General features: G+C 61.2%; 25 protein-coding genes. 19 read left to right on the forward strand and 6 right to left on the reverse strand.

Going from position 1 to position 26,025, the window contains the following annotated elements:
* The first annotated feature begins 206 nt into the window (after positions 1-206).
* From gshA to tauD, 5 genes are all read left to right on the forward strand, one after another.
* On the forward strand, positions 207-1,790 hold the full coding sequence (gene gshA, locus BLP82_RS14995; RefSeq protein WP_092169219.1) for a glutamate--cysteine ligase: 1,584 nt from the start codon (positions 207-209) through the stop codon (positions 1,788-1,790).
* Positions 1,791-2,090: 300 nt separating this feature from the next.
* Entirely contained in the window at positions 2,091-3,068 is a 978-nt protein-coding gene (gene tauA, locus BLP82_RS15000) for a taurine ABC transporter substrate-binding protein (protein WP_092169222.1), read from the forward strand.
* Between the two features lie 20 nt (positions 3,069-3,088).
* Positions 3,089-3,883, forward strand: a complete 795-nt coding sequence (tauB, locus tag BLP82_RS15005; RefSeq protein WP_092169225.1) for a taurine ABC transporter ATP-binding subunit — start codon at positions 3,089-3,091, stop codon at positions 3,881-3,883.
* Positions 3,880-4,719 carry a taurine ABC transporter permease TauC gene (tauC, locus tag BLP82_RS15010; protein ID WP_092169228.1) on the forward strand — a complete coding sequence of 280 codons (840 nt, stop codon included), beginning with the start codon at positions 3,880-3,882 and terminating at the stop codon, positions 4,717-4,719. The genes tauB and tauC overlap by 4 nt, the downstream gene beginning before the upstream one ends.
* 49 nt (positions 4,720-4,768) lie before the next feature.
* A complete protein-coding gene (gene tauD / locus BLP82_RS15015) occupies positions 4,769-5,611 on the forward strand; it encodes a taurine dioxygenase (protein WP_092169231.1) in 843 nt (280 codons plus the stop codon).
* A gap of 165 nt (positions 5,612-5,776) precedes the next feature.
* Here tauD and mgrA read toward each other — a convergent pair whose 3' ends face one another.
* The 4 genes from mgrA to BLP82_RS15035 all read right to left on the reverse strand — a co-directional run bounded on the left by mgrA (position 5,777) and on the right by BLP82_RS15035 (position 8,569).
* On the reverse strand, positions 5,777-6,814 hold the full coding sequence (gene mgrA, locus BLP82_RS15020) for an L-glyceraldehyde 3-phosphate reductase (protein WP_092169235.1): 1,038 nt from the start codon (positions 6,812-6,814) through the stop codon (positions 5,777-5,779).
* 60 nt (positions 6,815-6,874) lie between these two features.
* Positions 6,875-7,276 (reverse strand): type II toxin-antitoxin system HicB family antitoxin, encoded by a 402-nt coding sequence (locus BLP82_RS15025; protein ID WP_063325186.1) that lies wholly within the window; start codon positions 7,274-7,276, stop codon positions 6,875-6,877.
* Positions 7,277-7,368: 92 nt separating this feature from the next.
* Positions 7,369-7,551 (reverse strand): type II toxin-antitoxin system HicA family toxin, encoded by a 183-nt coding sequence (locus tag BLP82_RS15030; protein WP_092169238.1) that lies wholly within the window; start codon positions 7,549-7,551, stop codon positions 7,369-7,371.
* Between the two features lie 127 nt (positions 7,552-7,678).
* The gene (locus BLP82_RS15035; RefSeq protein WP_092169241.1) at positions 7,679-8,569 is read right to left on the reverse strand and encodes a LysR family transcriptional regulator; all 891 of its coding nucleotides are present in this window, start codon (positions 8,567-8,569) and stop codon (positions 7,679-7,681) included.
* A gap of 130 nt (positions 8,570-8,699) precedes the next feature.
* Here BLP82_RS15035 and BLP82_RS15040 point away from each other — a divergent pair, with 130 nt between their 5' ends.
* The gene (locus BLP82_RS15040) at positions 8,700-9,440 is read left to right on the forward strand and encodes an SDR family oxidoreductase (RefSeq protein ID WP_092169244.1); all 741 of its coding nucleotides are present in this window, start codon (positions 8,700-8,702) and stop codon (positions 9,438-9,440) included.
* 151 nt (positions 9,441-9,591) lie between these two features.
* Here the strand turns inward: BLP82_RS15040 and betT are convergent, their stop codons facing one another.
* A complete protein-coding gene (betT, locus tag BLP82_RS15045) occupies positions 9,592-11,553 on the reverse strand; it encodes a choline transporter BetT (protein ID WP_170842320.1) in 1,962 nt (653 codons plus the stop codon).
* Between the two features lie 507 nt (positions 11,554-12,060).
* On the opposite strand from betT, the gene BLP82_RS15050 reads away from it, so the two are divergent.
* From BLP82_RS15050 to BLP82_RS15105, 12 genes are all read left to right on the forward strand, one after another.
* The gene (locus tag BLP82_RS15050; RefSeq protein ID WP_092169250.1) at positions 12,061-13,053 is read left to right on the forward strand and encodes a D-cysteine desulfhydrase; all 993 of its coding nucleotides are present in this window, start codon (positions 12,061-12,063) and stop codon (positions 13,051-13,053) included.
* A 307-nt stretch (positions 13,054-13,360) separates the two neighbouring features.
* On the forward strand, positions 13,361-14,161 hold the full coding sequence (gene tcyJ, locus BLP82_RS15055; RefSeq protein WP_060739685.1) for a cystine ABC transporter substrate-binding protein: 801 nt from the start codon (positions 13,361-13,363) through the stop codon (positions 14,159-14,161).
* On the forward strand, positions 14,161-14,826 hold the full coding sequence (gene tcyL, locus BLP82_RS15060) for a cystine ABC transporter permease (RefSeq protein ID WP_060739686.1): 666 nt from the start codon (positions 14,161-14,163) through the stop codon (positions 14,824-14,826). The genes tcyJ and tcyL overlap by 1 nt, the downstream gene beginning before the upstream one ends.
* Before the next feature lie 3 nt (positions 14,827-14,829).
* Entirely contained in the window at positions 14,830-15,591 is a 762-nt protein-coding gene (tcyN, locus tag BLP82_RS15065) for an L-cystine ABC transporter ATP-binding protein TcyN (RefSeq protein ID WP_092169256.1), read from the forward strand.
* A 503-nt stretch (positions 15,592-16,094) separates the two neighbouring features.
* Positions 16,095-16,865 (forward strand): hypothetical protein, encoded by a 771-nt coding sequence (locus BLP82_RS15070; protein WP_092169259.1) that lies wholly within the window; start codon positions 16,095-16,097, stop codon positions 16,863-16,865.
* Between the two features lie 439 nt (positions 16,866-17,304).
* On the forward strand, positions 17,305-18,546 hold the full coding sequence (locus tag BLP82_RS15075; protein WP_092169262.1) for an SfnB family sulfur acquisition oxidoreductase: 1,242 nt from the start codon (positions 17,305-17,307) through the stop codon (positions 18,544-18,546).
* Between the two features lie 23 nt (positions 18,547-18,569).
* Positions 18,570-19,763, forward strand: coding sequence for an SfnB family sulfur acquisition oxidoreductase (locus tag BLP82_RS15080; protein ID WP_092169265.1), 1,194 nt, complete (start codon positions 18,570-18,572; stop codon positions 19,761-19,763).
* A complete protein-coding gene (locus BLP82_RS15085; protein ID WP_092169268.1) occupies positions 19,763-21,121 on the forward strand; it encodes an LLM class flavin-dependent oxidoreductase in 1,359 nt (452 codons plus the stop codon). The genes BLP82_RS15080 and BLP82_RS15085 overlap by 1 nt, the downstream gene beginning before the upstream one ends.
* Before the next feature lie 210 nt (positions 21,122-21,331).
* Positions 21,332-22,141: a MetQ/NlpA family ABC transporter substrate-binding protein gene (locus BLP82_RS15090; RefSeq protein ID WP_092169271.1), complete on the forward strand. Its 810-nt coding sequence runs from the start codon at positions 21,332-21,334 to the stop codon at positions 22,139-22,141.
* 1 nt (position 22,142) lies between these two features.
* Positions 22,143-23,267 carry a methionine ABC transporter ATP-binding protein gene (locus BLP82_RS15095; protein ID WP_092169274.1) on the forward strand — a complete coding sequence of 375 codons (1,125 nt, stop codon included), beginning with the start codon at positions 22,143-22,145 and terminating at the stop codon, positions 23,265-23,267.
* A complete protein-coding gene (locus tag BLP82_RS15100; protein WP_092169277.1) occupies positions 23,257-23,901 on the forward strand; it encodes a methionine ABC transporter permease in 645 nt (214 codons plus the stop codon). Before BLP82_RS15095 ends, BLP82_RS15100 begins: the two co-directional genes overlap by 11 nt.
* Before the next feature lie 102 nt (positions 23,902-24,003).
* Positions 24,004-24,633, forward strand: coding sequence for a class I SAM-dependent methyltransferase (locus BLP82_RS15105; RefSeq protein ID WP_092169280.1), 630 nt, complete (start codon positions 24,004-24,006; stop codon positions 24,631-24,633).
* 160 nt (positions 24,634-24,793) lie between these two features.
* On the opposite strand, the gene BLP82_RS15110 is transcribed toward BLP82_RS15105, so the two are convergent.
* On the reverse strand, positions 24,794-25,360 hold the full coding sequence (locus BLP82_RS15110) for a transporter substrate-binding domain-containing protein (RefSeq protein WP_092169283.1): 567 nt from the start codon (positions 25,358-25,360) through the stop codon (positions 24,794-24,796).
* A 133-nt stretch (positions 25,361-25,493) separates the two neighbouring features.
* On the opposite strand from BLP82_RS15110, the gene BLP82_RS15115 reads away from it, so the two are divergent.
* Positions 25,494-25,919 (forward strand): DUF4399 domain-containing protein, encoded by a 426-nt coding sequence (locus tag BLP82_RS15115; RefSeq protein ID WP_092169412.1) that lies wholly within the window; start codon positions 25,494-25,496, stop codon positions 25,917-25,919.
* Positions 25,920-26,025: the final 106 nt, after the last annotated feature.

Below are 26,025 nucleotides of genomic sequence, written 5' to 3' on the forward strand. Positions count from 1 at the left end.
GCGGGCTTGCTCGCGAAAGCGGCGTGTCAGGCGACTTCAATGTTGGCTGATAAGACCTCTTCGCGAGCAAGCCCGCTCCCACAGGGAGTGCGGCGATCAGTCTTTACCCGCATAAAACCAGGCGAAAACGCCAGTTTTAACTTCACCCTTGTAGACCGTCTTGCCCACCCCCATATTGGGGCGACTGACGCGTGAAGGAATTCAACTTGAGCGACCTTTTAAACCGCCGCCTGGCCCTGCTCGGCGAGCGCGCCAACCTCTCCCTGCTCGAACAGTGCCTGCACGGCATCGAGCGTGAATGCCTGCGTGTCACGGACGATGGGCGCCTGGCGCAGACTCCGCACCCCAAGGCCCTGGGTTCGGCGCTGACCAACGAACAGATCACTACCGACTATTCCGAGTCGCTTCTGGAGTTCATCACGCCGGCCCTGGCCAATCCGGCCGATACCTTGCGCAGCCTCGACAAGATCCACCGGTTTGCCTACAGCAAACTGGGTGACGAGTATCTGTGGAGCCCGTCGATGCCGTGCCCACTGCCGACCGAAGAAGCCATTCCGATCGCCTACTACGGCACCTCGAATATCGGTCGGCTCAAGTACGTCTATCGCAAGGGCCTGGCCCTGCGCTACGGCAAGACCATGCAGTGCATCGCAGGTATCCACTACAACTTTTCCTTGCCGGAAAAGCTCTGGCCGCTGTTACGCCAGGACGAAGCCGCCGAGGTGAGCGACCGGGACTTCCAGTCGTCGGCCTACATCGCGCTGATCCGTAATTTCCGCCGCTACAGCTGGTTGCTGATGTACCTGTTCGGTGCCTCGCCGGCCCTGGACGTCGGTTTCCTGCGGGGCCGTCCGCACCAGTTGGAACAACTGGATCCGGACACCTTGTACCTGCCCTACGCCACCAGCCTGCGCATGAGCGACCTGGGTTACCAGAGCAACGCCCAGGCCGGCCTCACGCCATGCTACAACGACCTGGCGAGCTACACCGACAGCCTGCGCAAAGCGGTGGCGACGCCCTACGCGCCGTACGTCGAAGTCGGCACTCACCAGAACGGCGAGTGGGTGCAGCTCAATACCAACATCTTGCAGATCGAAAACGAGTACTACTCCAACATCCGTCCCAAGCGCGTGACCTACACCGGCGAGCGACCGATCCAGGCCTTGATGGCCCGGGGAATCCAGTACGTCGAAGTGCGCTGCCTGGACATCAACCCGTTCCTGCCGATGGGTATCGACCTCACCGAAGCGCGGTTCCTCGATGCGTTCCTGCTGTATTGCGGCCTCAATGACAGCCCGCAGCTGGAAAACAACGAATGCGGCAACGCCACGAGCAACTTCCTGACCGTGGTCAAGGAAGGTCGCAAGCCAGGCCTGCAATTGCAGCGCCAGGGCCAAGCGGTGGACATGCAGGCCTGGGCCGTCGAATTGCTGGAAAAAATCGCCCCGCTGGCCGCGCTGCTCGACCAGAGCCAGGGTGGCGATGCCCATCGCCAGGCACTGGACGCGCAATTGGCGAAAGTCCGCGATCCGTCCCTGACGCCTTCCGCCCAGGTGCTGGCCGCCATGGCCGAACACCAGGAAAGCTTCGCCCAGTTCTCCCTGCGCCAAAGCAAGGCCCACGCCGAATTCTTCCGCGCCGAGCCGTTGCCTGCCCAGGAACAAGCGACATTCGAAGAGACCGCACGCGAGTCGCTGGTCCAGCAAGCCGAGCTGGAGCAGAACGAGGTGGGGGATTTCGATGTGTTCGTGGGTTCGTACCAGGCGAGTATTTTGGCGATCAGTAACTGATCCCCTCATAAATCATTCCCATGTCTTACATGGGAATGATTTTGTGGCAAGGGGATTTATCCCCGCTGGCTGCAAAGCAGCCCTCGACGGTTCACCTCGGTGTCTAAGTCAGCTCTCATTCGACTGATTTGGGGTCGCTTCGCAACCCAGCGAGGATAAATCCCCTCGCCACAAAAGCTGATGCACGCATAGATTTTTTCGCTGATAAGCTCATTCGAAAAAGTTATTTATTTTTGAATTCTTAGATCATTTAGTCTCCTCAAACGCCGAACGTCCGGCGGCCTGTTGAGGAGATTTTCCATGTCTTTGCGTTTCCCCCTTCGCCTTCTCGCGGCCGCCTCCCTGGCAGCAACGAGTCTTTTTGCCCAGGCAGCCAACCTGACCGTCGCTTACCAGACCACCGTCGACCCGGCCAAAGTCGCCCAGGCCGATGGCGCCTACGAAAAAGCCACCCAAGCCAAGATCGACTGGCGCAAGTTCGACAACGGTGCCGACGTCATCACCGCCATCGCTTCGGGCGATGTACAAATCGGCTACCTCGGTTCCAGCCCGTTGACCGCGGCCATCACCCGCAAGGTCCCGGTGGAAACCTTCCTCATCGCCACCCAGATCGGTGCCGCCGAGGCCTTGGTGGTTCGTGACGGCTCCGGTATCAATTCCCCGCAAGACCTGATCGGCAAGAAGATCGCCGTGCCGTTCGTGTCCACCGGTCACTACAGCCTGCTCGCCGCGTTGAAACACTGGAACATCGACCCATCGAAAGTCACCGTGCTCAACCTGGCGCCACCGGCCATCATCGCCGCCTGGAAACGTGGCGACATCGACGCCACCTACGTCTGGGACCCGGCCCTGGGTGTGGCCAAGGAAAACGGCAAGGTGCTGATCACCTCCGCGGAGTTGGCCAAGTTCGGCGCACCGACATTCGACGCCTGGATCGTGCGCAAGGACTTCGCCCAGAAGCATCCTGAAATCGTCACCGCCTTCGCCAAAGTGACCCTGGACGCCTACGCCCAGTACCGCAAGGACCCACAAGCCTGGCTGGCCGATGCGTCCAACGTCGACAAACTGGTGAAGCTCTCCGGTGCCAAGGCCAGCGATATCCCGTTGTTGCTGCAAGGCAACGTCTTTCCCCTGGCGGCCGATCAGGTCGTGAGCCTCGGCGCACCGACCACCCAAGCCATCACCGATACCGCGGCGTTCCTCAAGGAGCAAGGCAAAGTCGAAGCCGTGCTGCCGGACTACGCGCCTTACGTCAGCGCCAAATACATCACTCGCTGATCAAAAAAAGGAGACATGCGATGGCCTTGCTTCAGCTGGAGCGCATCAGCGCACAGTACCCCGGCGCGGCGGAACCAGTGCTGGCGGAGATTTCCCTGACCCTGGGGCCGAAGCAGTTGCTGGTTGCCCTCGGTCCGTCCGGCAGTGGCAAGACATCGCTGTTGAACCTGATTGCCGGGTTCGTCGAGCCCAGCGCCGGGCAGATCACCCTCGACGGCACGCCGGTCAAGGGCCCGAGCGCCGAACGCGGCGTGGTGTTCCAGGACGATGCGCTGCTGCCGTGGCAGGACGTACTGGCAAACGTCGGGTTCGGCCTGGAACTGGCCGGCATTCCCAAGGAAAAACGCGAGGCTCGCGCTCGGGAAATGCTTGCCCTGGTGGACCTGGCCGGTTTCGAGCAACGCCGCGTCTGGCAGCTCTCCGGCGGTCAGAAACAACGCGTCGGCCTGGCCCGGGCGTTGGCGGCCGACCCGCGTGTGCTGTTGATGGACGAACCGTTCGGTGCGCTGGACGCCTTCACCCGCGAGCAGATGCAGGAACTGTTGCTACAGGTCTGGCAGCGCACCGCCAAGCCGGTGTTCCTGATCACCCATGACATTGAAGAAGCCGTCTTCCTCGCCACTGACTTGATTCTGCTGGCACCGAACCCGGGGCAGATCGTCGAACGCCTGAGCCTGGATTTCGGCCAGCGCTACGGGGCCGGGGAATCGGCACGGTCGATCAAGTCCGACCCACGCTTCATCGAAACCCGCGAGCATGTGCTCGCCAAAGTGTTTTCCCAACGCAGCGCCACTCGACCCCAGGAGCGCGCATGAGCACCTACGAAATTCCCGCCGGGGTCCGTGACGCGACGACCCGGCCCACGACCAGCGGTTCGAGACCCCACCTGAGTACGCGTTGGATCAGCGGCTTGACCCTGATCGCGCTGCTGACAGCCTGGTGGGCCGTCACCGCCAGCGGCCTGATCGAACCGCTGTTCCTGCCCCCACCCTCGGCCGTGCTGCAAAAAGGCTGGCTGCTGGCGACCCACGGCTACATGGACTCCACCCTCTGGCAACACTTGGCCGCCAGCCTTGAACGCATCGGCCTGGGCCTGTTGTTCGCGGTGCTGACGGCGGTGCCGGTGGGCATCGCCATTGGCGCCAACCGCATCGCGCGCGGTGTGCTCGATCCGTTGATCGAGTTCTACCGGCCGATCCCACCGTTGGCGTACCTGCCATTGATCGTGATCTGGTGCGGCATCGGCGAGTTGTCGAAGGTACTGCTGATCTACCTGGCGATCTTCGCCCCGATTGCCATTGCCACCGCCACCGGCGTGCGCACCGTCGACCGGGCCAAGCTGCGTGCGGCGCAGTCGTTGGGCGCCACGCGGGCACAGTTGATTCGCCATGTGATCCTGCCCAGTGCCCTGCCGGACATTCTCACCGGCATCCGTATCGGCCTGGGCGTGGGTTGGTCGACACTGGTGGCCGCCGAACTGATCGCTGCCACCAGCGGCCTGGGGTTCATGGTGCAGTCAGCGGCGCAGTTCCTGGTCACCGACGTGGTGGTGCTGGGAATCCTGGTGATCGCGCTGATTGCCTTCGCCATGGAAATGGGCCTGCGCGCCCTGCAACGCAAACTGGTGCCGTGGCACGGCCAGACCCATTGATACCCAATGACCACGCCGACCATTCGGCGCCCAGACCGAGAACACTGCGATGAACCGCCCGACCATTACGCCTTTGAGCACCGCCCTCGGCGCGCAGATCGAAGGAATCGATATCCGCCAGCCGCTGAGCCTGGCCGACCGCGACACCCTCGAGCAGGCGCTGCTCGAACACCAGGTGCTGTTTTTCCGCGACCAGCCGATCGAACCGCCACAGCAGGCGCGCTTCGCCGGGTATTTTGGCGACCTGCACATTCATCCGATCTACCCCAACGTGCCGGAGCAGCCCGAAGTATTGGTGCTCGACACCGCCGTCACCGATGTCCGCGACAACGCCGTGTGGCACACCGACGTGACCTTTCTACCAACGCCAGCCCTCGGCGCGGTGCTCAGCGCCAAGCTGTTGCCGGCGGTGGGTGGCGATACGTTGTGGGCCAGTGGCATCGCCGCCTATGAAGCCTTGTCGACACCGTTGAAACGCTTGCTGGAAGGCCTGACGGCGACCCACGATTTCACCCGATCCTTTCCCTTGGAGCGCTTTGGCAACACCGCCGAAGACCTGGCGCGCTGGGAAGAGGCACGGCGGAAAAACCCGCCGCTGTCCCATCCGGTGATCCGCACCCATCCGGTGAGCGGGCGTCGTTCACTGTTCGTCAATGAAGGCTTCACGACACGGATCAACGAACTGTCGGAAAGCGAAAGCGAGGCGATCCTGAAACTGCTGTTCGTCCACGCCACCCGCCCGGAGTTCACCCTGCGCTGGCGCTGGCAGGTCAACGACGTGGCGTTTTGGGATAACCGTGTGACCCAGCATTTCGCCGTGGACGACTACCGCCCGGCCCGGCGGGTGATGCACCGGGCGACGGTGTTGGGGGATGTGCCGTTTTTTCGCTGAATAGCGATGGAATCGCCTTTGTGCCGAGGGGATTTATCCCCGCTGGGCTGCGTAGCGTCCCTAAAACCTGCACGCACGATCTGAAAGGCAGATCGTGCTGAGCTGTTCCTGGGGCTGCTTCGCAGCCAGCGGGGATAAATCCCCTCGCCACAGGGGGGGGTTGTGTTATTCCGCCGACGAAGGCTTTTCCCAAAGATTGATCCCGCCTTCCTGGGCAAACCGGTCGATCTCGGCCAGTTCTTCGGCGCTGAAGTTCAGGTTCTGCAAGGCTCCGACGTTCTCGATGATCTGCTCCGGCCGGCTGGCGCCGATCAGGGCGGAGGTGACCCGGGGATCGCGCAAGGTCCAGGCCAGGGCCATTTGCGCCAGGCTCTGGCCACGACGCTGGGCGATCTCATTGAGGGCGCGCACGTGGGCGAGGTTCTCCTGCGACAAGTGCGAAGCCTGCAACGAACCGCCCCCCGGCCGATTCACCCGCGCATCGGCCGGAACGCCCTTGAGGTACTTGTCGGTCAGCAGCCCTTGGGCCAGCGGGGTGAAGGCAATCACACCGGTCCCCAATTCGTCGGTGGCGTCCAGCAGGTCTTTTTCCACCCAGCGGTTGAGCAGGTTGTAGGCCGGCTGGTGGATCAGCAGCGGGACTTTCCATTCCTTGAGCAGCGCCGCCATTTCCCGGGTCTTCACTCCGGAATACGAGGAAATACCGATGTACAACGCCTTGCCCTGCTGCACCGCAGTGGCCAGTGCACTGGCGGTTTCTTCCAGGGGTGTATCGGGGTCGAAGCGGTGGGAATAGAAGATGTCCACATAGTCCAGCCCCAAGCGTTGCAGGCTCTGGTCGAGGCTGGCCAGCACGTATTTGCGCGAGCCACCGCCCTGGCCGTAAGGCCCTGGCCACATGTCCCAACCGGCCTTGCTGGAGATGATCAACTCATCGCGGTACTGCTGGAAATCTTCGCGCAGCAACCGGCCGAAATTGATCTCGGCGCTGCCATAGGGCGGGCCGTAGTTGTTGGCCAGGTCGAAGTGGTTGATGCCCAGGTCGAACGCCGTGCGCAGCAAGGCGCGCTGGGTGTCGATGGGCGTACTGTCGCCGAAGTTGTGCCACAACCCCAGCGACAACGCCGGCAGCACCAGCCCGCTGCGACCGACGCGGCGGTAAGGAATGGACTCGTAGCGGTTTTGCGCAGCGGTGTAGGTCATCGAAAAGGCTCTCTGTTCGGACGGCGGGTGGCAGAAGCTAACATTTCACAGACGCCTCGGTCAGGCTGAAAGTTCGCGCAAGGCCGCCGCTGCCAGAAAACCGGAACGCGAGCTATAACGCTGGTCCCGTCGCACGGTTTGGTCGATGCGCTCAAGCAATTGCTCGGGCAACGTGGCGTTGAACCGCACTGACTTTCCGAAATAGGGCGTGACATCAAACTCAACCACCCCCCATATCCCCCCGGCGTATTGCGGATCGTCGAGATGATCGTCAATTTCATGGATCTGCGGCAGCGGTTCGCCGTCGGCTATCAAGCCTTCATAGTGCAACGAGAGCGCCTCTTTCACATTTTCGAATGCCTGGCTCACAGTACTGCCTGCGGAGAAACAACCCGGTACATCCGGGACCGTCACTCCGTAGTCGGAATCGGCATCCTTGTGCAGAACGACCGGAAATTTCATGTGGACGAATCCTTCCTTCAGATCCGGCAACCGCAGCAACCGGCCTGATAACAATGCATCCCCATCGGGGATTTCGTAATCGGTCATGGGCTTCATTTCAGGCCCGCCTGTTTCAATATGCTATTGATCGTGCCTCTGGGCAGATCGGTGTCAGGGTGCTCGATCGTCACCCTCCCAGCCTTGATGGAATGCTTGTACTGATGATGGCTACCCTTGACTGCCACCAGGTACCAACCGTCCTCTTCGATCTTCCTGATCATTTCCCGACTTCGCATCACCTTTGCCTTATTCGACAACTCTGCCGGAAAACTCTAGCTGCGAAAAAGCCTTCTGATACACACAATACACACTCAGAAAAATATTAGTTCAACTCTCCAACCAATGCACCGTCATCACCACTCGTCATCGCGCCTGCGCAAACACCTCCGTCACCCAATCCACGAATACGCGAACCCGTGGCGACATGTGTCGGTTGTGGGGATAGAGCACCGACACCGGCATGGAGGGCGGCGGGTAGGCGGTGAGGACTTCCTGGATCATTCCCTGCCGGATCGGTTCTTCCATTCGGTAATGCGGGCATTGGATCAGGCCCAGGCCGGCGATGGCCGAGGCGGCGTAGATCTCGGCGCCGGATACCGACAACGAGCCTCCGATCGGCACTTCCTTGAGTTCGCCATCGACCATGAATTCGAACGGATAGAGTTTGCCGGTGGTCCGCGAGACGTAATTCACCGCCCTGTGATGCTTCAAGTCATCGAGGCTCTTCGGCTCGCCATACTGGCGCAGGTAACCGGGGCTGGCACAGGTGATCTGCCGAAGGTTGGCGACACGCCGGCCGATCAATGACGAATCCGCCAACGTACCGGAACGCAGCACGCAATCGACACCCTCGGCAATCAGGTCGACGAAACGATCGGCCTCGCTGATGAACAGTTCTATTTCGGGGTAGCGGGCCATGAATTGCGGCAACGCCGGAATCACGAAGTACCGGGCCTGGGTGCCATGCAGGTCTACTCTGAGTTTGCCCTTGGGCGCAACGCCGCGAAACGCCAGTTCGGCCTCTTCAAGCTCCGCCAGCAATTGCACGCAGCGCGGGTAGTAGGCTTCGCCGTCGAGGGTCGGGCGTACCTTGCGGGTGCTGCGCTCCAGCAAACGAATGCCCAGCCAGGCTTCGAATTGATTGAGCGTATGGGTCAGCGTGGCCCGGGGCATATTCAAGTCTTCAGCGGCCAGGGTGAAGCTGCTGCGCTCGTATATGCGGACAAATACCCTCATCGCCTTGACTTGGTCCATCTGAATCCCGTGCGCTTATTGTTGGAAAATATTGAACAGTCAAGGCAACTCTCGGGCATTTATCGCCAAGAGTAAACATGTGAATCTGACTTCAACGAATCACAACACTTCAACCTCAAAGGAACCTCACATGACTGTTCAAAACTCGAAAGTTGCCATCGTGACCGGCGCGTCCCGCGGCATCGGAGCAGAGATTGCCAAGCAATTGGCCAGCGAAGGTTTTGCCGTCGTCATCAATTACGCCAACAGCGCCACCGAAGCCTCGAAACTGGTGGTTCAACTGCGCCAGGCCGGCCACCAAGCCATAGCGATCAAGGCGGACGTGTCCTCTTCAGCCGATGTGCGGCGGATGTTCGACGAAACCGAAGCCCAACTGGGCAAGGTCGATGTGTTGATCAATAACGCCGGCATCCTTCAGGTAATGCCCCTGGCGCAGCACAGCGACGAGCTGTTCGAGCAGACGTTCGCCATCAACACCCGTGGCACCTTCAACACCTTGCGCGAAGCCGCGACCCGCTTGAACGACGGTGGCCGGATCGTGAATTTTTCCAGCAGCACCGTAGGCCTGAACCTGCCCGGCTACTCGGTGTACATCGCCAGCAAGGCGGCGGTGGAATCCCTGACCCAGGTGTTCGCCAAGGAGCTGCGCGGGCGCCAGATCACGGTCAACGCCGTGGCCCCCGGCCCGGTCGCCACCGAATTGTTCATGCACGGCAAGAGCGAAGAACAGGTGCAGCACTACGCCAAGATGCCGCCCCTGGAGCGCCTCGGCCAGCCGCAGGACATTGCCAGCATCATCGCGTTCCTGGTGAGCCCGGCCGCTGGTTGGGTGAACGGGCAGGTCCTGCGGGCCAATGGCGGACTGGTCTGAAGCTTCGCCGGGCGGCGTCCGCCAAATCGCTATCGCGAGCAGGCTCGCTCCCACAAGGGAATCGGCAGCCCTCCAAGAAGGACTCACTGCCCCTGTGGGAGCGAGCTTGCTCGCGATGAGGCCGGTAAAGATGGAAAACCTACGGCCTCGCTCAGCGCACCAAATGCAGGAACTGCAGGTGCCGCTCGTACTGGTCGAGGATGTCGTTGATGATTTGCTCCTTGGTGTAGCCCACCAGGTCGTAATCCTGGCTGCCTTCGCTCAAGTGCACCTCGGCACGGTAGTAGCGCCGGTTGTTGAGCTCCTTCGAGCCCATGCCGCCGCGGGCGAAGGACGGCGTGAAGTAGCCACGCATCTGCACCTGGTAAATGAACGGATGCTGCTCGCCGTGACCGATCTCCAGGCTGACGCTGTCGTTGGCCGGGTCGGGCTGGGTCACCACCGTCAGCCCCTTCTCGACGAACACCGCGGTCACTTCTTCAATGGCCGGGCGCACCGTGGTGTCGAGGAAACGGTACACCTCATCACGGGACGGAAAATGCACCGCCTGGCTCAAGCGCTGACGCCAGCCGCCCGTGCCCCGGCGCGATCCCGACACAGGTGCCAGGGAATGCAATTGCGCGATCTGCTTCTGGGACTCCAGGTAAAACGCCTTGTGCAGGCCCCACATCATCAACAGCAAAATCAGTGAGAACGGCAAGGACGTCAGCACCACCGCCGACTTCAAGGCATCGATGCTGCCGGAGAACAACAACGCACTGGTCACCAGGGCCGTCATCGCGCCCCAGAACACCCTCAACCATTTCGGCCCATCCTCATCGGGATTGCCGCCCTTGGCCGACAGCGTCGAAAGCACCACGGTGCCCGAGTCGGCGGACGTGACGAAGAACACGAAGCTGATGAACACGGTGACCGCGATGACGGTCTTGCTCCAGGGGTAGGTTTCCAGCAGCAGGTAAAGGCTCATCGACGGGTTTTCCAGGGCGGACATGCCCAGGGCGCTCATGCCGTGGTTCAGCACTTGGTCGATGGCGCTGTTGCCGAAGATCGACATCCACGCCAGGGTGAAGCCCAAGGGGATCAGCAGCACGCCGAACACGAATTCACGGATGGTGCGGCCACGGGAAATCCGCGCGATGAACAGCCCCACGAAGGGCGACCAGGCGATCCACCAGGCCCAGTAGAACACCGTCCAGCCACCCAGCCATTCACTGGGCTCGTTGTAGGCGTACAGGTCGAAACTCTTCATCGGCAAGGCACCGAGGTAATCGCCGATGTTCTGGATCAAGGTATTGAGCAAATGCTGGGTGGGCCCGGCGAACAGCACGAACAGCAGCAACGCACAGGCCAGCAGCATGTTGATGTCGGACATGACCCGCACACCCTTGTCGACACCGGCCACCGCGACGATGATCGCCGCGCCCATCATCAGCACGATCAAACCAACTTGAATCCACTGGGTGTGAGCAATGCCGAACAGGTAGTCGAGCCCGGAATTGAGGTGCAGCACACCAAACCCCATGTCCGCGCCGAGGCCGAACACCGTCGCGATAATGCCGAAGCCGTCCACGGCGTAGCCGATGGGGCCGTTGATGCGCTTGCCGATCAGCGGGTACAGCGCCGAACGCAGGGCCAGCGGCAAATTGTGCCGGTAGGCGAAATATGCCAAGGCCATGCCTACGAACGCAAAGACGCCCCAGCCGTGCAGGCCCCAGTGCAAGAACAGGATCTGCATGGCCTGGCGCGCCGCCTCGGCGGTACCGGCCTGGCCCTGGGGCGGCTGCACCATGTGGGTCAGCGGCTCGGAAACGCAGAAGAAAAACAGCGTGATGCTGATGCCGGCGGCAAACAGCATGCCGGCCCAGGACAGATAACTGAATTCGGGCTCGTCGTGGTCGGCACCGAGCTTGATCTTGCCGTAGCCGGACAAGGCGGTGACCACCACGAAGACCAGATACAGCGTCATCGCGAGCATGTAGTACCAGCCGACCGTATTGGCCGCCCAGTTCTGTGCCGCCAGCAACCAGGCGCCGGCCTGGGCGGGCATGGCAATCACCACCAGGCCGAACAACAGGATGAAGGTCGCGGCGAAGTAAAATACCGGCGGGTTCATGCGGACCAGGCCGCTGGGTGGCAGGGACGAAGCACTCATGGGCGAGGCACCCCGGGCAGCGAAACGGCGAGGGTCGAAAACGGACTCGGCAAAAGCAAGCCTCCTTATTGTGAGCGGGCAGCAAACCGACGGTTTAACTTGAATGAACGTTCAAGTTAAACATGAATAGGCAGCTAAGGACTAATCGCAGGGCTCAACGGCATGTTTCCTACGCTAGCCTACGGGAGGGTATGACGTTGCCTGGTGAGCATTCGTTCAGTGCCTAAGCCATATACACAACCCCCTGTGGGAGCGAGCTTGCTCGCGATGGCGGTATGTCAGTCAATACAGAGGCCAACTGAACCACCGCTATCGCGAGCAAGCTCGCTCCCACAGGATTTGAGGTGTTCATAAATCATGTGTCACTCCCTGCCCGTCGCCGGTTCACTTCCAAACCAATGATTGCCGGTTGCCCACGAATATCCGCGTGCCTATAGTCCAGACATCGCCTACAACCAGTACGGACCCATGATCAAAGAACAGTTGTCTCGCTTTAACCGTCTCGACCTGCTCAGCCATCCGACACCGCTGGAAAAACTCGACCGCCTCTCCACCTGGCTCGGCCGGGACATCTACATCAAGCGCGACGACCTGACGCCCCTGGCCTTGGGCGGCAACAAGCTGCGCAAGCTCGAATACCTGGCCGCCGATGCCATCGCCCAAGGCGCCGATACCCTCATCACCGCCGGGGCGATCCAGTCCAATCACGTACGCCAGACCGCCGCCCTGGCCGCGAAGCTCGGCCTGGGTTGCGTGGCCTTGCTGGAAAATCCCATCGGCACCGAAGACAGCAATTACCTGGGCAACGGCAACCGGCTGCTGCTGGAGCTGTTCGACGCCAAGGTCGAGCTAGTGGAAAACCTGGACAACGCCGACGAGCAATTGCAGGCCCTCGCCGGGCGTCTGCGCAGCAATGGGAAAAAGCCCTACCTGGTGCCGATTGGCGGTTCGAACGCCTTGGGCGCACTGGGGTATGTGCGCGCCGGCCTGGAACTGGCCGAGCAGATCAAAGACACCGGAATCGAGTTCGCTGCCGTGGTACTCGCCTCGGGCAGTGCCGGGACCCACAGTGGCCTGGCGCTGGCGTTGAGTGAAAGCCTGCCGGCGCTTCCGGTCATTGGCGTCACGGTTTCGCGTAGCGAGGAGGACCAGTTTCCGAAGGTCCAGGGCCTGGCCGAACGCACGGCAGCGTTGCTCGAAGTCGCCCTTCCGGAAGCGTTCAAAGTGATCTTGTGGGATGAATATTTCGCCCCCCGCTACGGCGAACCGAACGCCGGGACACTGGCGGCAGTCAAGCTGCTGGCCAGCCAGGAAGGCCTGTTGCTCGATCCGGTCTACACCGGCAAGGCCATGGCCGGCCTGCTCGATGGCATTGGCCGCGACCGTTGCGACGAAGGCCCGATCATCTTCCTGCACACCGGCGGCGCGCCGGCGTTGTTTGCCTATAACGCAGCGTTTTAGGATTATTGAAGATCCCTTGTGGGAGCGGGCTTGCTCGCGAAGGCGGCGTGTCAGTCGATATATTCCTGGCAGATACACCGCCTTCGCGAGCAAGCCCGCTCCCACAGGAACTCATTCCAAATAGATATATTTGGTTGATTTAATATTATTTTCCAATCTATAAAAGCCAATTTATAGTCTCGCCGCAGGCGCATTTGCCGCGAGACGCCCAGGTCGCTTTGAGGCAGGATGTGGCAACCTTTTCAAATCGCGGCTACGCCTTATCTCAGCCAAAATATCTCTTCATAAGAAAACACAGGGGCTTGTCATGAATTTTTCCGCATTACGTCGCAACCTGTTGGTCGGTTCGCTGGGCCTGGCATTGAGCGCCGGGCTGCTGGGGCAAGCGGTTGCCGGTGAGCAACTGCAGAAAATCAAGGATGCCGGTGAAATCAAGATCGGCCTGGAAGGCACTTATCCACCGTTCAGCTTCGTTGATGACAGCGGCAAGCTGACCGGCTTCGAAGTGGAGTTCTCCGAAGCCCTGGCCAAGGAATTGGGTGTGAAGGTCAAGCTGCAGACGACCCCATGGGCCGGCATCCTCGCGGCGTTGGAATCCAAGCGTCTGGACGCAGTGGTCAACCAGGTGACCATCTCCGAGGAACGTAAGAAAAAGTACGACTTCTCCGAGCCGTACACCGTTTCCGGGATTCAAGCGCTGGTACTGACCAAGAAAGCCGACGAGCTGAACATCAAGAAGGCCGCTGACCTGGACGGTAAGAAAGTCGGCGTGGGCTTGGGCACCAACTACGAACAGTGGGTAAAAGCTGAAGTACCGGGCGCCCAAGTCAAAACCTACGATGACGACCCAACCAAGTTCCAGGACCTGCGCGTCGGCCGTATCGATACCATCCTGATCGACCGTCTGGCCGCACTGGAATACGCCAAGAAAGCCAAGGACACCACCGTCACCAGCGAAGCCTTCTCCCGCCAGGAAGCCGGTATCGCCCTGCGCAAAGGCGAGCCCGAACTGCTGGCAGCCGTGAACAAGGCCATCGAGAAACTGCGCGCCGACGGTACGTTGAAGAAACTTTCGGAAAAATACTTCAGCGCTGACGTTACCCAATAATGGAAGCAGCTCTTCAACTCGCACTGGACTCCGCGCCCTTTTTGCTCAAGGGCGCGTATTACACGGTCATCCTCAGCCTGGGCGGCATGTTTTTCGGCTTGCTGCTGGGGTTCGGCCTGGCGCTGATGCGCCTGTCGCGCTTCAAACTGGTGAGCTGGATTGCCCGCATCTACGTGTCGTTCTTTCGCGGCACGCCGTTGCTGGTGCAGTTGTTCGTGATCTATTACGGGTTGCCGCAACTGGGCATCGAGCTGGATCCGCTGCCCGCGGCCCTGATCGGTTTCTCGCTGAACATGGCCGCCTATGCGTGTGAAATCCTGCGGGCTGCCATCAGCTCCATCGAGCGCGGCCAGTGGGAAGCGGCGGCGAGTATCGGCATGACCCGCGCCCAGACCCTGCGTCGGGCCATCCTGCCGCAAGCCGCACGCACGGCCCTGCCACCGTTGGGCAACAGCTTCATTTCCCTGGTCAAGGACACCGCGCTGGCGGCGACCATCCAGGTGCCGGAGCTGTTCCGCCAGGCGCAGTTGATCACCGCGCGAACCTTCGAAATCTTCACCATGTACCTTGCCGCCGCGCTGATCTATTGGGTTCTTGCCACCGTGCTCTCGCACCTGCAGAACGTTCTGGAAGCCCGGGTCAATCGGCATGACCAGGAGTCCTGACCCATGATTGTCGTGGAAAAACTGACAAAGCAGTTCAAGGGTCAGGTGGTGCTCAACGGCATCGACCTGAAGATCGAAGAAGGCGAAGTGGTTGCGATCATCGGCCCCAGCGGCTCGGGCAAGACGACGTTCCTGCGTTGCCTGAACTTCCTCGAAGAACCTACCAGTGGCCGGATCAAGGTCGGCGACATCGAGATCGATGGCAGTCGCCCGCTGAACCAGCAACAAGGCCTGGTGCGCCGTTTGCGCCAGCAGGTGGGCTTCGTGTTCCAGAACTTCAACCTGTTTCCCCACCGCACCGCCTTGGAGAATGTCACCGAAGGCCCGCAAGTGGTGAAGAAAATTCCCCGCGCCGACGCCGAAGCCTTGGGACGCAAGCTGTTGGCCAAGGTCGGGCTGGCCGGCAAGGAAAACGCCTACCCACGGCGCCTTTCCGGCGGCCAGCAACAGCGTGTGGCGATTGCCCGGGCGTTGGCGATGGAACCAGCGGTGATCCTGTTCGACGAGCCGACCTCGGCCCTCGATCCGGAGCTTGTAGGCGAGGTCCTGGCAACCATTCGCGGCCTGGCCGAAGAAAAGCGCACCATGGTCATCGTGACCCACGAAATGGGCTTCGCCCGGGACGTGGCCAACCGTGTGGTGTTTTTCGACAAAGGCGTGATCGTCGAGCAAGGCGAAGCCAAGGCCTTGTTTGCAGCCCCCAAGGAAGAACGCACGCGACAGTTCCTCAGCAAGTTCCTCTCTGCCGGACGCGGCGACCAGTAAATCAGTGTTATCACTTCCAGGGATGGAAGTGAGACCGCTGCACAACTAACACGATATCGCCCCCCTTTTATCCGGCCGACACAACTTGCAACTTTACACCCGACTAAAGCCTCCGACTTCCATATAGGAAGTAACCTATATAATTCTCGCAACACTTACCCTCTGTCTGTCTCACAAACTTAGTGGTCCGGCGCGGTTTCCAGCCCTTTTTGAAAAACCAACCAACCTAGGAAATCGGCCTGCCGCGCAGCATATTCTTAACATGCGCACGTAGGATTTTTCTGAAGCCTTTCACCACGCGTTATTAAGCAACCGGCTCTATTGACACTGAAACTGTAGAGCCCTTATCTAGTGCCCGACAGGCGACGCACCGTATTTAGTTTGCGCAGCAACTAAGCGCAGACAGTCCCTATGGCTACACCCATAACAACTACATCGCGATGATCCATCGATTTCTGATCATCACGAAACGGACTTAGTTTTCAAGCATCAAGGAGAACACCATGACATGTAAGTCGAAGAGTCCTGAACTGGCCGCCCCTACATTGGCCAACGCCCACCCTACTGGCATCAATATCGCCAACGCCGCTCACTTGGAGGTAGCCATTGCACCTTACCCCGGCATGGACACCGGTGACCTGATCGAACTGTTCTGGGACAACTGCTACGTCGGCTCGCGCGTGCTGTCGCAGGCCGATGTACCGGGCAACATCACGATGCGGGTCCCGGAGAGCTTCATCGTCAACGGGACCTCGCGCATCCATTATCGGGTGATGCAAGTCGGACGCGGGCCGGCGTTGTCGGCCAAGCAACAGGTGCTGGTGAAGCTCGATTGTCCCGGCGGCCAACCGTTGGCCCTGAGCGGCGATGAAAACCAGGGATTGGCGCCGGTGCGCATTCCTACCACCATCCGGCGCCAAGGGGTAAACCCGAACCAGATCAAGCGCGGCGTACCGCTGACCATCGAACCCTACCTGAACATGGCCGTCGGCGATGCCGTGACCCTGCGCTGGGGCGATGTGCGCATGGACCTGCCTGCGCTCACCGCCAGCGAAGTCGGCCAACCGATCAATATCTGGGTCCCACCGCAGATCATCCTGGAGGCGGGAGAAGACCTGCGCCTGGAAGTGACCTATTGCATCCTCGACCGCGTGGGAAACAACTCCCACTGGGCACCGCCACGGACGTTGAAGATCGGTTGCGCCAATCCGTACCTGAACACTTCACCGAAACTGGCACTCATGGCTGCCGAAACGCGCCGCCGAGAGCCATGATGCAAACAGTTATGCGGCCAGCCTGCTTTTGTGGCGAGGGCGCTTGCTCCCACCGGGCCTGTAGGAGCTGTCGAGCGGAGCGAGGCTGCGATCTTTCCCCTGCCGCTTGAGTCCCAAGCGAAAGATCAAAAGATCGCAGCCTTCGGCAGCTCCTACAGCGCAGCCCAAGCGGGAGCAAGCACCCTCGTCACAAAAAGCTGCTTCATCCTGGGGAGCATACGGGCTTCAATTTAAAACCAACCTATCAATATTCCTAAAAGTTAGTTCAAAAATAATTTACACACGCTTAGGGTATATAGACCGGACCACCGGACATTCTTGATTTTTGCTCGCCGCCTTCATCGCGGCGTTTCTTGAGATGTGAGGTGGGTATGGAACGCAACACAATCGCCCCAGTGCAGTATGCCAAGGCACTGCCCGCAGCCACGGAGTGGCTGTAATGTCGGATTTGGCGCAAGCAAAGGTCCAGAGCGACCTGGACATCGCCCCCCTGCTGTTGCCCGCACAGGTGTTGCGCAACGATGCCGAGGCGATCAAGGCCGCCCATGAACTGGCACAGGTCGCCCGTCAGCAAGCCGCGCGTCGTGACCAGCAACGCAAGTTGCCTTGGGCGGAAATCGAGCAATTCACCCGTAGCGGACTGGGCAGCATCGCCGTTCCCCGGGCCTACGGCGGCCCGCAGGTTTCGTTCGTCACCCTGGCCGACGTGTTCGCAATCATTTCCGCCGCCGACCCGGCCCTGGGACAGATCCCCCAGAACCAGTTCGGCGTGCTCCAGCTGATTCTCGGTACCGGTACCGAGCGGCAGAAAAAAATCCTGTTGCAGAGCGTGCTCGAAGGCTGGCGCATCGGCAATGCCGGGCCCGAACGTGGCACTCGCAACACCCTTGAACTCAAGGCGCGGATCACCGCCGACGGTGACGGCTTCGTCATCAATGGCCAGAAGTTCTATTCCACTGGCGCACTGTTCGCCCACTGGGTCGCGGTCAAGGCGCTGAATGACGAGGGCCGACAAGTGCTGGCGTTCGTGCGGCGCGGTACCCCGGGCCTGCGGATCGTCGACGATTGGTCGGGCTTCGGCCAACGCACCACGGCCAGCGGCACCGTGCTGCTGAACAATGTGCGGGTGGATGCCGACCTGGTACTGGAAAACTGGCGCATCAACGAAACGCCCGGCGTGCAAGGGGCGATTTCCCAACTGATCCAGGCCGCCATCGATGCGGGCATTGCTCGTGGCGCCATCGACGATGCCATCGCCTTCGTCCGCGAACGGGCCCGGCCCTGGATCGACGCCAAGGTCGAGCGGGCCAGTGATGACCTCTACGTGATCGCCGACATCGGCAAGCTGAAAATCGAGTTGCACGCCGCCGAAGCGTTGCTGCGCAAGGCCGGACACGTATTGGACCAAGTCAGCGCCGCCCCCATCACGGCACAATCGTCCGCCCGCGCCTCAATTGCCGTGGCCGAAGCCAAGGCACTCACCACCGAGATCGCCCTGCAAGCCAGCGAGAAACTGTTCGAGCTGGCCGGCAGCCGCGCCACCCTCGCCGAATTCAATCTTGACCGCCACTGGCGCAACGCACGGGTCCACACCCTGCACGACCCGGTGCGCTGGAAGTATCACGCGGTAGGCGCCTACCACCTGAACGGCACCTTGCCGGCCCGGCATTCCTGGATCTGACGACCCGACCTCTGGAGCAGTACATGACGTTTTCTCAACACGTCGCGGTGATCACCAGCGATGAACAAGCCCTGATCGTGGCCAGTGACCTGGCCGATGACTTCAAGCGCGACAGTGCCCTGCGCGACCGCGAGCGGCGCTTGCCGTACCCGGAACTGGAGGCCTTCTCTCGTTCTGGCCTGTGGGGCATCAGTGTACCCAAGGCCTATGGCGGCGCCGGGGTATCCAATGTCACCCTGGCCAAAGTCATTGCGCTGATTTCCCAGGCCGACGGCTCGCTGGGGCAGATTCCGCAAAATCATTTCTACGCCCTGGAGGTGCTGCGGGTAAACGGCACTGAAGCGCAAAAACAACGCCTGTACGCCGAAGTGCTCGCCGGGCGGCGTTTTGGTAACGCCTTGGCCGAACTTGGCACCAAGACTGCCCATGACCGCACCACCCAACTGCGCCGCGACGGCGAGGGCTATCGCATCAACGGCCGCAAGTTCTACGCCACGGGGGCGATCTATGCCCAGCGCATCCCCACCTCGGTGGTGGATGAAAACGGCGTGCAGCAACTGGCGTTCGTCCCTCGCGACAGCAAAGGCCTGACGGTGATCGACGACTGGAGCGGTTTCGGCCAGCGCACTACGGGCAGTGGTTCGGTGGTGTTTGAAAACGTGTATGTCGCCGATGACGACATCGTGCCCTTCCAAAGTGCTTTCGAACGTCCGACACCGGTGGGGCCACTGGCGCAGATTCTTCACGCCGCCATCGACACCGGCATCGCCCGCGCCGCCTATGAAGACGCCTTGCATTTTGTCCGCAGTAAAACCCGTCCCTGGATCGATGCCACCAGCGACGTCGCCACCGAAGACCCGCACACCCTCAAGAGTTTCGGCCAACTGAGCATCCGCCTGCATGCCGCCGAAGCCCTGTTGGAACGCGCCGGTGAATTCCTCGACCGGGCCCAGGCCGACGCCCGGGCCGACACGGTCGCCGCCGCCTCGATTGCCGTGGCCGAAGCCCGTGCCATCAGCACCGAAATATCCCTGGCCGCCAGCAGCACGCTGTTCGAATTGGCCGGCAGCCAGGCGACCCTGGCCGAACATGGCCTCGACCGTCACTGGCGCAACGCCCGGGTGCACACCCTGCATGACCCGGTGCGCTGGAAATACCACGCCGTGGGCAACTTCTACCTCAACGACGAAAAACCGCCGCTGCGGGGGACCATCTGATGGCGGTCGGCAAGAAAAAGATCCTGCTCAACGCGTTCAACATGAACTGCATCGGGCACATCAACCATGGCCTGTGGACTCATCCCCAGGACACCTCGACTCAGTTCAACACCCTCGAATACTGGACCGCCCTGGCGCAATTGCTCGAGCGCGGGTTGTTCGACGGGCTGTTCATCGCCGACATCGTCGGGGTCTATGACGTGTATCAACAGTCGGTGGACGTCACGCTCAAGGAGTCGATCCAACTGCCGGTCAATGACCCATTGCTGCTGGTCTCCGCGATGGCCGCCGTGACGAAAAACCTGGGCTTCGGCCTCACCGCCAACCTGACCTACGAACCGCCCTACCTGTTTGCCCGACGCATGAGCACCCTCGACCACCTGAGTCGCGGCCGGGTCGGCTGGAACATCGTCACCGGCTACCTGGACAGCGCCGCCAAGGCCATGGGCCTGACGGCACAAGTCGAACATGACCGCCGCTACGACCAGGCCGACGAATACCTGCAAGTGCTCTACAAACTGTGGGAGGGCAGCTGGGAAAACGACGCCGTGCTCAACGACCGCGAGCAGCGGATCTATGCCCAACCGGAGAAAGTGCACAAGATCCGCCACCAGGGCGAGTTCTACCAGGTCGAGGGCTATCACCTGTGCGAACCTTCGCCCCAACGCACCCCGGTGCTGTTCCAGGCCGGCAGTTCCGAGCGCGGCTTGCTGTTCGCCGGGCGGCACGCCGAGTGCGTGTTCATCAGCGGCCAGAACAAACCGGCGACCAAGGCCCAGGTGGACAAGGTCCGCGCCAGCGCCGTGGAGGCCGGACGCAACCCCGAGGACATCAAAGTGTTCATGGGCCTGAACGTGATTGTCGGCGAGACCGAGGCGGCCGCCTGGGCCAAGCATGCCGAGTACCTGGGCTACGCCAGCGCCAAGGCCGGGGTGGCGCATTTTTCCGCCTCGACGGGGATCGATTTTTCCCTGTACGAACTGGACGAGCCGATCCAGTACGTCAAGAGCAACGCCATCCAGTCCGCCACCAAGACCTTGCAGAACAACGACTGGACCCGGCGCAAGTTGCTGCAACAACACGCCTTGGGTGGTCGCTACATCACGGTGGTGGGCTCGCCCGAACAGGTGGCCGATGAGCTGGAGTCGTGGATCGCCGAAACCGGCCTCGATGGCTTCAACCTGACGCGCATCGTGACGCCGCAAAGCTATGTGGACTTCATCGACCTGGTGATTCCCGAACTGCAGCGACGCGGTTCGTACAAGACCGGATACGACACCGGCACCCTGCGGGAAAAGCTGTTCCGCGCGGGGGACCATTTGCCCGAACAACACACTGGCTCAACTTATCGGCACTGACTCTGTTGGAACTTGCTCTTGCTCGGTCCTGTAGGAGCTGGCGAAGCCTGCGATCTTTTGATCTTTCGCTTGGGATTCAAGTGTTTGGGGAAAGATCGCAGCCTCGTTGCACTCGACAGCTCCTACACAGCTCCTACACAGACGAGCGGGAGCAGGCTCCCTTGTTACAAAAGCGCATGACTCAATTAATCAATGACTGGAATAACCGACATGACCACGCAACTCCTGACCCTGCCAGTCAAAGCGCTGGCCCTGGCCCTCGGCCTGTTCAGCTCGGCGCTGTTTGCCGCCGACGCACCGTTGAAGATCGGCACCACCGCCGCGTTCGCCATTCCCCTGGAAGCGGCGGTCGAGGAAGCCGGCAAGCAAGGCCTGAAGGTCGAACTGGTGGAGTTCAGCGACTGGATCGCGCCCAACGTCAGCCTGGCCTCCGGTGACATCGACGTGAATTACTTCCAGCACATCCCGTTCCTGGAAAATGCCAAGGCCGCCGCCGGGTTCGATCTGGTGCCGTTTGCGCCGGGGATCATCAACAACGTCGGCCTCTATTCGAAAAAATACAAAAGCTTCGACGAACTGCCCGAAGGCGCCAGCGTCGCCATTGCCAACGACCCGATCAACAGCGGTCGCGGCCTGCAACTGCTGGCCAAGGCCGGGCTGATCAGCCTCAAGCCGGGGGTCGGCTACAAGGCCACCGAAGACGATATCGTCGCCAACCCGAAGAAACTCAAGATCCTGCAAGTCGAAGCGGTGCAACTGGTGCGCGCCTATGAAGACGCCGACCTGGTGCAGGGTTATCCGGCCTACATCCGCCTGGCCAAGACCTTCGATGCCAGCTCGGCCTTGCTGTTCGACGGCCTCGATCACAAGGAATACGTGATTCAGTTCGTGATCCAGCCCAAGAGCCAGAACGATCCACGGCTGATCAAGTTCGTCGACATCTACCAGCACTCACCAGCCGTGCGCGCGGCCCTGGACAAGGCCCACGGCAAGCTCTACCAAGCCGGTTGGGAAGGCTGACATGAGCGCCGTCAACGCGCGACTCCGCGACGAAGCCCCCGCGCCGCAAAGCGCCGACCAGACTGAACTGCATCCAGAGCTGAACCGCGCCCACGTGCGCTTCATCGGCCTGGGCAAGACCTACAACGGCAGCCAGGGCCCGGTGGCGGCGCTGCAGGGCATCGACCTGGCGATCCAGCGCGGCGAAGTGTTTGGCATCATCGGCCGCAGCGGTGCCGGCAAGTCTTCACTGATCCGCACCATCAACCGGCTCGAACAACCCACCAGTGGCCGGGTGTTGATCGACCGGGTGGACATCGGCGAGTTCGATGAAGACCGCCTGGTGGCGCTGCGTCGGCGCATCGGCATGATCTTCCAGCACTTCAACCTGATGTCGGCCAAGACCGTGTGGCAGAACGTCGAACTGCCGCTCAAAGTCGCCGGCGTGCCCAAGGAGCAGCGCCAGCGCAAGGTCCGCGAGCTGCTGGAGCTGGTGGGTCTGCACGGCAAGCACAAGGCCTACCCGGCGCAGCTTTCCGGCGGGCAGAAGCAACGCGTCGGGATTGCCCGGGCGCTGGTGCATGACCCGCAGATTCTGTTGTGCGACGAAGCCACCTCGGCCCTGGACCCGGAAACCACCCAGTCGATCCTCGGCCTGCTGCGCGAGATCAACCAGCGGCTGGGCCTGACCATCGTCTTGATCACCCATGAAATGGCAGTGATTCGCGAAGTCTGCGACCGGGTGGTGGTGCTTGAGCAGGGGCGGATCGTCGAGCAGGGGCCGGTCTGGGAAGTCTTCGGCAACCCGCAACACGAGGTCAGCCGGACGCTGCTGGCGCCGTTGCAACACGCCATCCCGGAAGAACTGCAAAGTCGCTTGCAGGTGCTGCCGGCGTCGGCGGACGCGGCTACGGTGCTGCGCCTGCAATTCACCGGCATAGATCGCGAGGAACCGGATCTTGCCGCCTTGTTCAGCGCCCTGGGTGGGCGAGTGCGATTGCTGCACGGCGGCATCGAACGGATTCAGGGCCACGGGCTGGGGCAATTGCTGCTGGCCGTGGGCGGTTCGTCGTGGGGCGCCGAGGAACTGCGGCAACGGGCGGGCAATTGGGCGCAACGGGTGGAGGTGCTGGGTTATGTGGTTTGATCGGTTGCTGCAAGGTTTCATCGACACGTTCCTGATGGTCGGCGTGTCGTCGTTGATCGCGTTGCTGGCGGGCATCCCACTGGCGGTGATCCTGGTCACCAGCGGCAAGGGCGGGATCTATGCAGCGCCGGCCTTGAACCGGGCCCTGGGCGCGTTCGTGAACCTGTTCCGCTCCATACCGTTCCTGATTCTGATGGTGGCGCTGATTCCGTTCACCCGGCTGATCGTCGGCACCACCTATGGCGTGTGGGCCGCGGTCGTACCGCTGACCATCGCCGCCACGCCCTTCTTCGCCCGTATCGCCGAAGTCAGCCTGCGGGAAGTCGACCATGGCCTGATCGAAGCGGCCCAGGCCATGGGCTGCCGCCGCTGGCATATCGTCTGGCATGTGTTGCTGCCCGAAGCCCTGCCGGGCATCGTCGGCGGTTTCACCATCACGCTGGTGACCATGATCAACTCCTCGGCCATGGCCGGGGCAATCGGTGCCGGTGGCCTGGGGGACATCGCCTACCGCTATGGCTACCAGCGTTTCGACAGCCAGATCATGCTCACGGTGATCGTGTTGCTGGTGGCGTTGGTCGCCGTGATCCAATTGGGTGGTGATCGCCTGGCGCGGAGCTTGAACAAGCGCTGACTGGAGGAAGCAGTTGACCTGTGGGAGCAAAGCTTGCTTCCACAGGTAGACCGATGATCTTGCGGTATAGTCGGCTGACGCTCCCCACCTAAGCCTCCAATCATGAAACACACCGCCGACGACCTGCACGCCATCACCGCCACGACCCTGAGCCACTACAACACCGTGGCAGAAAGCTTCCGCGAAGGCACCCGCGACCATGATGTCAGCCAGAACATCGACGCCTTGCTGCGCCATATCCAGGGCCAGGCACCGCTGCACATCCTGGATTTCGGCTGCGGCCCAGGGCGCGACCTGCGCACCTTCACAGCCATGGGCCATGTCGCAGTCGGCCTCGACGGTTCAGAGGAGTTTGCCCGCATGGCACGCCAGGACAGCGGTTGTGAGGTGTGGCAGCAGGACTTCCTGGAACTCGACCTGCCGGCCGAACGCTTTGACGGGATTTTCGCCAACGCGGTGCTGTTTCATGTCCCGGTCCAGGAACTGCCTCGGGTACTCAAGCAACTGCACACCACGCTCAAGCCCGGCGGCGTGCTGTTCAGCTCCAACCCTCGGGGCGACAATCAGGAAGGCTGGAACGGCCAGCGCTTTGGCGCTTATCACGACCTCGCCGCCTGGCGCACGCTGCTCAGCGAGGCAGGTTTTGTGGAGCTGGAGCATTACTACCGGCCGGCGGGACTGCCACGGGAGCAACAGCCTTGGTTGGCGAGTGTCTGGCGCAGGCCTGCTTAGGATTCGAGGACGCCATCGCGAGCAAGCTCGCTCCCACACTCGATCAGTTGTGAACTCAGTATCGGTGGGCACCACAGCTCCATTGTGGGAGCGAGCTTGCTCGCGATAGCGCTCCAACAGTCAATGAAGCTTGATGGCTTGCCTCATCGCCTGGAAGCTTTCATTCCTGTTTCTTCAGCCACTTCTGCGACAACTGCTCCAGCCTCCCGTCATCCTTGATACGCGTCAGGGCGTTATCCAGGCTGGCCTTGAACGCCGGGTTGCCCTTCTGGAACGGAATCACCAGGCTCGGCGGCGGGCCGCTCTTCTCTTCCGGCTGGAACGACTGCGCCATGACCAACGGACGCTGCGGCTCCTCCTTGCTCGCCAGCAATTGTGCATCCGGACGGCTGTAAGCGGCACTGAGGTCGAAACGTTCCGCCAGTTCCGGGGTCATTGCTATGTGGTTGATGGCAATGTCGTACTTGCCGCTCTCCACACCGGGCAGCAGATCCCCGGCATCGGTGACCACGAAATCGGGCCGCACATCGAGTTCAGCCGCGAGCATTTCACCCAGCTCCACTTCGAAGCCGGTGAGTTTGCCGTCTTCCTTGAAGTTGAAGGGCGCGGTGTTGGCCTCAAGGGCAATGCGCAGTTCGCCACGGTCATTGATGTCATCGATCAGTTCGGCATGAGCCAGGGGGCTCAAAAGGGGTAGCAGGCAAATCAGGCCAGGCAGAAAGCGCATGGTCACTCCTTTGTATTTATACAAGCGACGCTCGTTTCAGGCTCGCTTTGCTATGGTTGTTGCAGGCTTCGACAACGATTGGTCATGAAGTTGTGATGGCCAGGCGGATTTCATGGAAAAACTGGAGAAAAAAATGAAAAGCTTTATGTCTCGTGCCGCGTTGGCCGGTCTGTTACTGGGCGCTTCGATGCTGGCAAGCGCCGCGACACCGGCGCCTAAAGGTGCTGAAGTGTTCATCGTTTCCCCGGAAGACGGTGCCACAGTCGCCCAGGAATTCACGGTCAAGTTCGGCGTCAAGGACATCGCCCTGGCCCCGGCTGGCGATGTGACCAAGAACACTGGCCATCACCATTTGCTGATCGATGTCGACAAACTGCCTGCCGCCGGCGCGCCGATTCCGACCGACGCCAACCACATGCACTTCGGCAAGGCACAGACCGAGGCCACCATCAAACTGGCGCCGGGCAAGCACACGTTGCAATTGATCCTGGGGGACAGTGGCCACATGCCGTTCGAGCCGTCGATCGTGTCCAAGAAGATCACGGTCACCGTGAAATAACGCATGACTGGCTCCCACAGGTCATGCTCGACAAAAAACGGGAGCCCTTGCGAGGCTCCCGTTTTTTTATTGCACGCCGAACTCGGCAAGCGGCTGGATACTGCGC

Source organism: Pseudomonas sp. NFACC37-1, from assembly GCF_900101575.1.
GTDB lineage: Bacteria > Pseudomonadota > Gammaproteobacteria > Pseudomonadales > Pseudomonadaceae > Aquipseudomonas > Aquipseudomonas fluorescens_AA.

What these genes read in the sequence shown, in the direction of transcription:
- tauA (WP_092169222.1), top strand. Translation starts at nt 2,091, where the DNA reads ATGTCTTTGCGTTTCCCCCTTCGCCTTCTCGCGGCCGCCTCCCTGGCA.
- tauB (WP_092169225.1), top strand. Translation starts at nt 3,089, where the DNA reads ATGGCCTTGCTTCAGCTGGAGCGCATCAGCGCACAGTACCCCGGCGCG.
- tauC (WP_092169228.1), top strand. Translation starts at nt 3,880, where the DNA reads ATGAGCACCTACGAAATTCCCGCCGGGGTCCGTGACGCGACGACCCGG.
- tauD (WP_092169231.1), top strand. Translation starts at nt 4,769, where the DNA reads ATGAACCGCCCGACCATTACGCCTTTGAGCACCGCCCTCGGCGCGCAG.
- mgrA (WP_092169235.1), bottom strand. Translation starts at nt 6,814, where the DNA reads ATGACCTACACCGCTGCGCAAAACCGCTACGAGTCCATTCCTTACCGC.
- BLP82_RS15025 (WP_063325186.1), bottom strand. Translation starts at nt 7,276, where the DNA reads ATGAAATTTCCGGTCGTTCTGCACAAGGATGCCGATTCCGACTACGGA.
- BLP82_RS15030 (WP_092169238.1), bottom strand. Translation starts at nt 7,551, where the DNA reads ATGCGAAGTCGGGAAATGATCAGGAAGATCGAAGAGGACGGTTGGTAC.
- BLP82_RS15035 (WP_092169241.1), bottom strand. Translation starts at nt 8,569, where the DNA reads ATGGACCAAGTCAAGGCGATGAGGGTATTTGTCCGCATATACGAGCGC.
- BLP82_RS15040 (WP_092169244.1), top strand. Translation starts at nt 8,700, where the DNA reads ATGACTGTTCAAAACTCGAAAGTTGCCATCGTGACCGGCGCGTCCCGC.
- betT (WP_170842320.1), bottom strand. Translation starts at nt 11,553, where the DNA reads ATGAACCCGCCGGTATTTTACTTCGCCGCGACCTTCATCCTGTTGTTC.
- BLP82_RS15050 (WP_092169250.1), top strand. Translation starts at nt 12,061, where the DNA reads ATGATCAAAGAACAGTTGTCTCGCTTTAACCGTCTCGACCTGCTCAGC.
- tcyJ (WP_060739685.1), top strand. Translation starts at nt 13,361, where the DNA reads ATGAATTTTTCCGCATTACGTCGCAACCTGTTGGTCGGTTCGCTGGGC.
- tcyL (WP_060739686.1), top strand. Translation starts at nt 14,161, where the DNA reads ATGGAAGCAGCTCTTCAACTCGCACTGGACTCCGCGCCCTTTTTGCTC.
- tcyN (WP_092169256.1), top strand. Translation starts at nt 14,830, where the DNA reads ATGATTGTCGTGGAAAAACTGACAAAGCAGTTCAAGGGTCAGGTGGTG.
- BLP82_RS15070 (WP_092169259.1), top strand. Translation starts at nt 16,095, where the DNA reads ATGACATGTAAGTCGAAGAGTCCTGAACTGGCCGCCCCTACATTGGCC.
- BLP82_RS15075 (WP_092169262.1), top strand. Translation starts at nt 17,305, where the DNA reads ATGTCGGATTTGGCGCAAGCAAAGGTCCAGAGCGACCTGGACATCGCC.
- BLP82_RS15080 (WP_092169265.1), top strand. Translation starts at nt 18,570, where the DNA reads ATGACGTTTTCTCAACACGTCGCGGTGATCACCAGCGATGAACAAGCC.
- BLP82_RS15085 (WP_092169268.1), top strand. Translation starts at nt 19,763, where the DNA reads ATGGCGGTCGGCAAGAAAAAGATCCTGCTCAACGCGTTCAACATGAAC.
- BLP82_RS15090 (WP_092169271.1), top strand. Translation starts at nt 21,332, where the DNA reads ATGACCACGCAACTCCTGACCCTGCCAGTCAAAGCGCTGGCCCTGGCC.
- BLP82_RS15095 (WP_092169274.1), top strand. Translation starts at nt 22,143, where the DNA reads ATGAGCGCCGTCAACGCGCGACTCCGCGACGAAGCCCCCGCGCCGCAA.
- BLP82_RS15100 (WP_092169277.1), top strand. Translation starts at nt 23,257, where the DNA reads ATGTGGTTTGATCGGTTGCTGCAAGGTTTCATCGACACGTTCCTGATG.
- BLP82_RS15105 (WP_092169280.1), top strand. Translation starts at nt 24,004, where the DNA reads ATGAAACACACCGCCGACGACCTGCACGCCATCACCGCCACGACCCTG.
- BLP82_RS15110 (WP_092169283.1), bottom strand. Translation starts at nt 25,360, where the DNA reads ATGCGCTTTCTGCCTGGCCTGATTTGCCTGCTACCCCTTTTGAGCCCC.
- BLP82_RS15115 (WP_092169412.1), top strand. Translation starts at nt 25,494, where the DNA reads ATGAAAAGCTTTATGTCTCGTGCCGCGTTGGCCGGTCTGTTACTGGGC.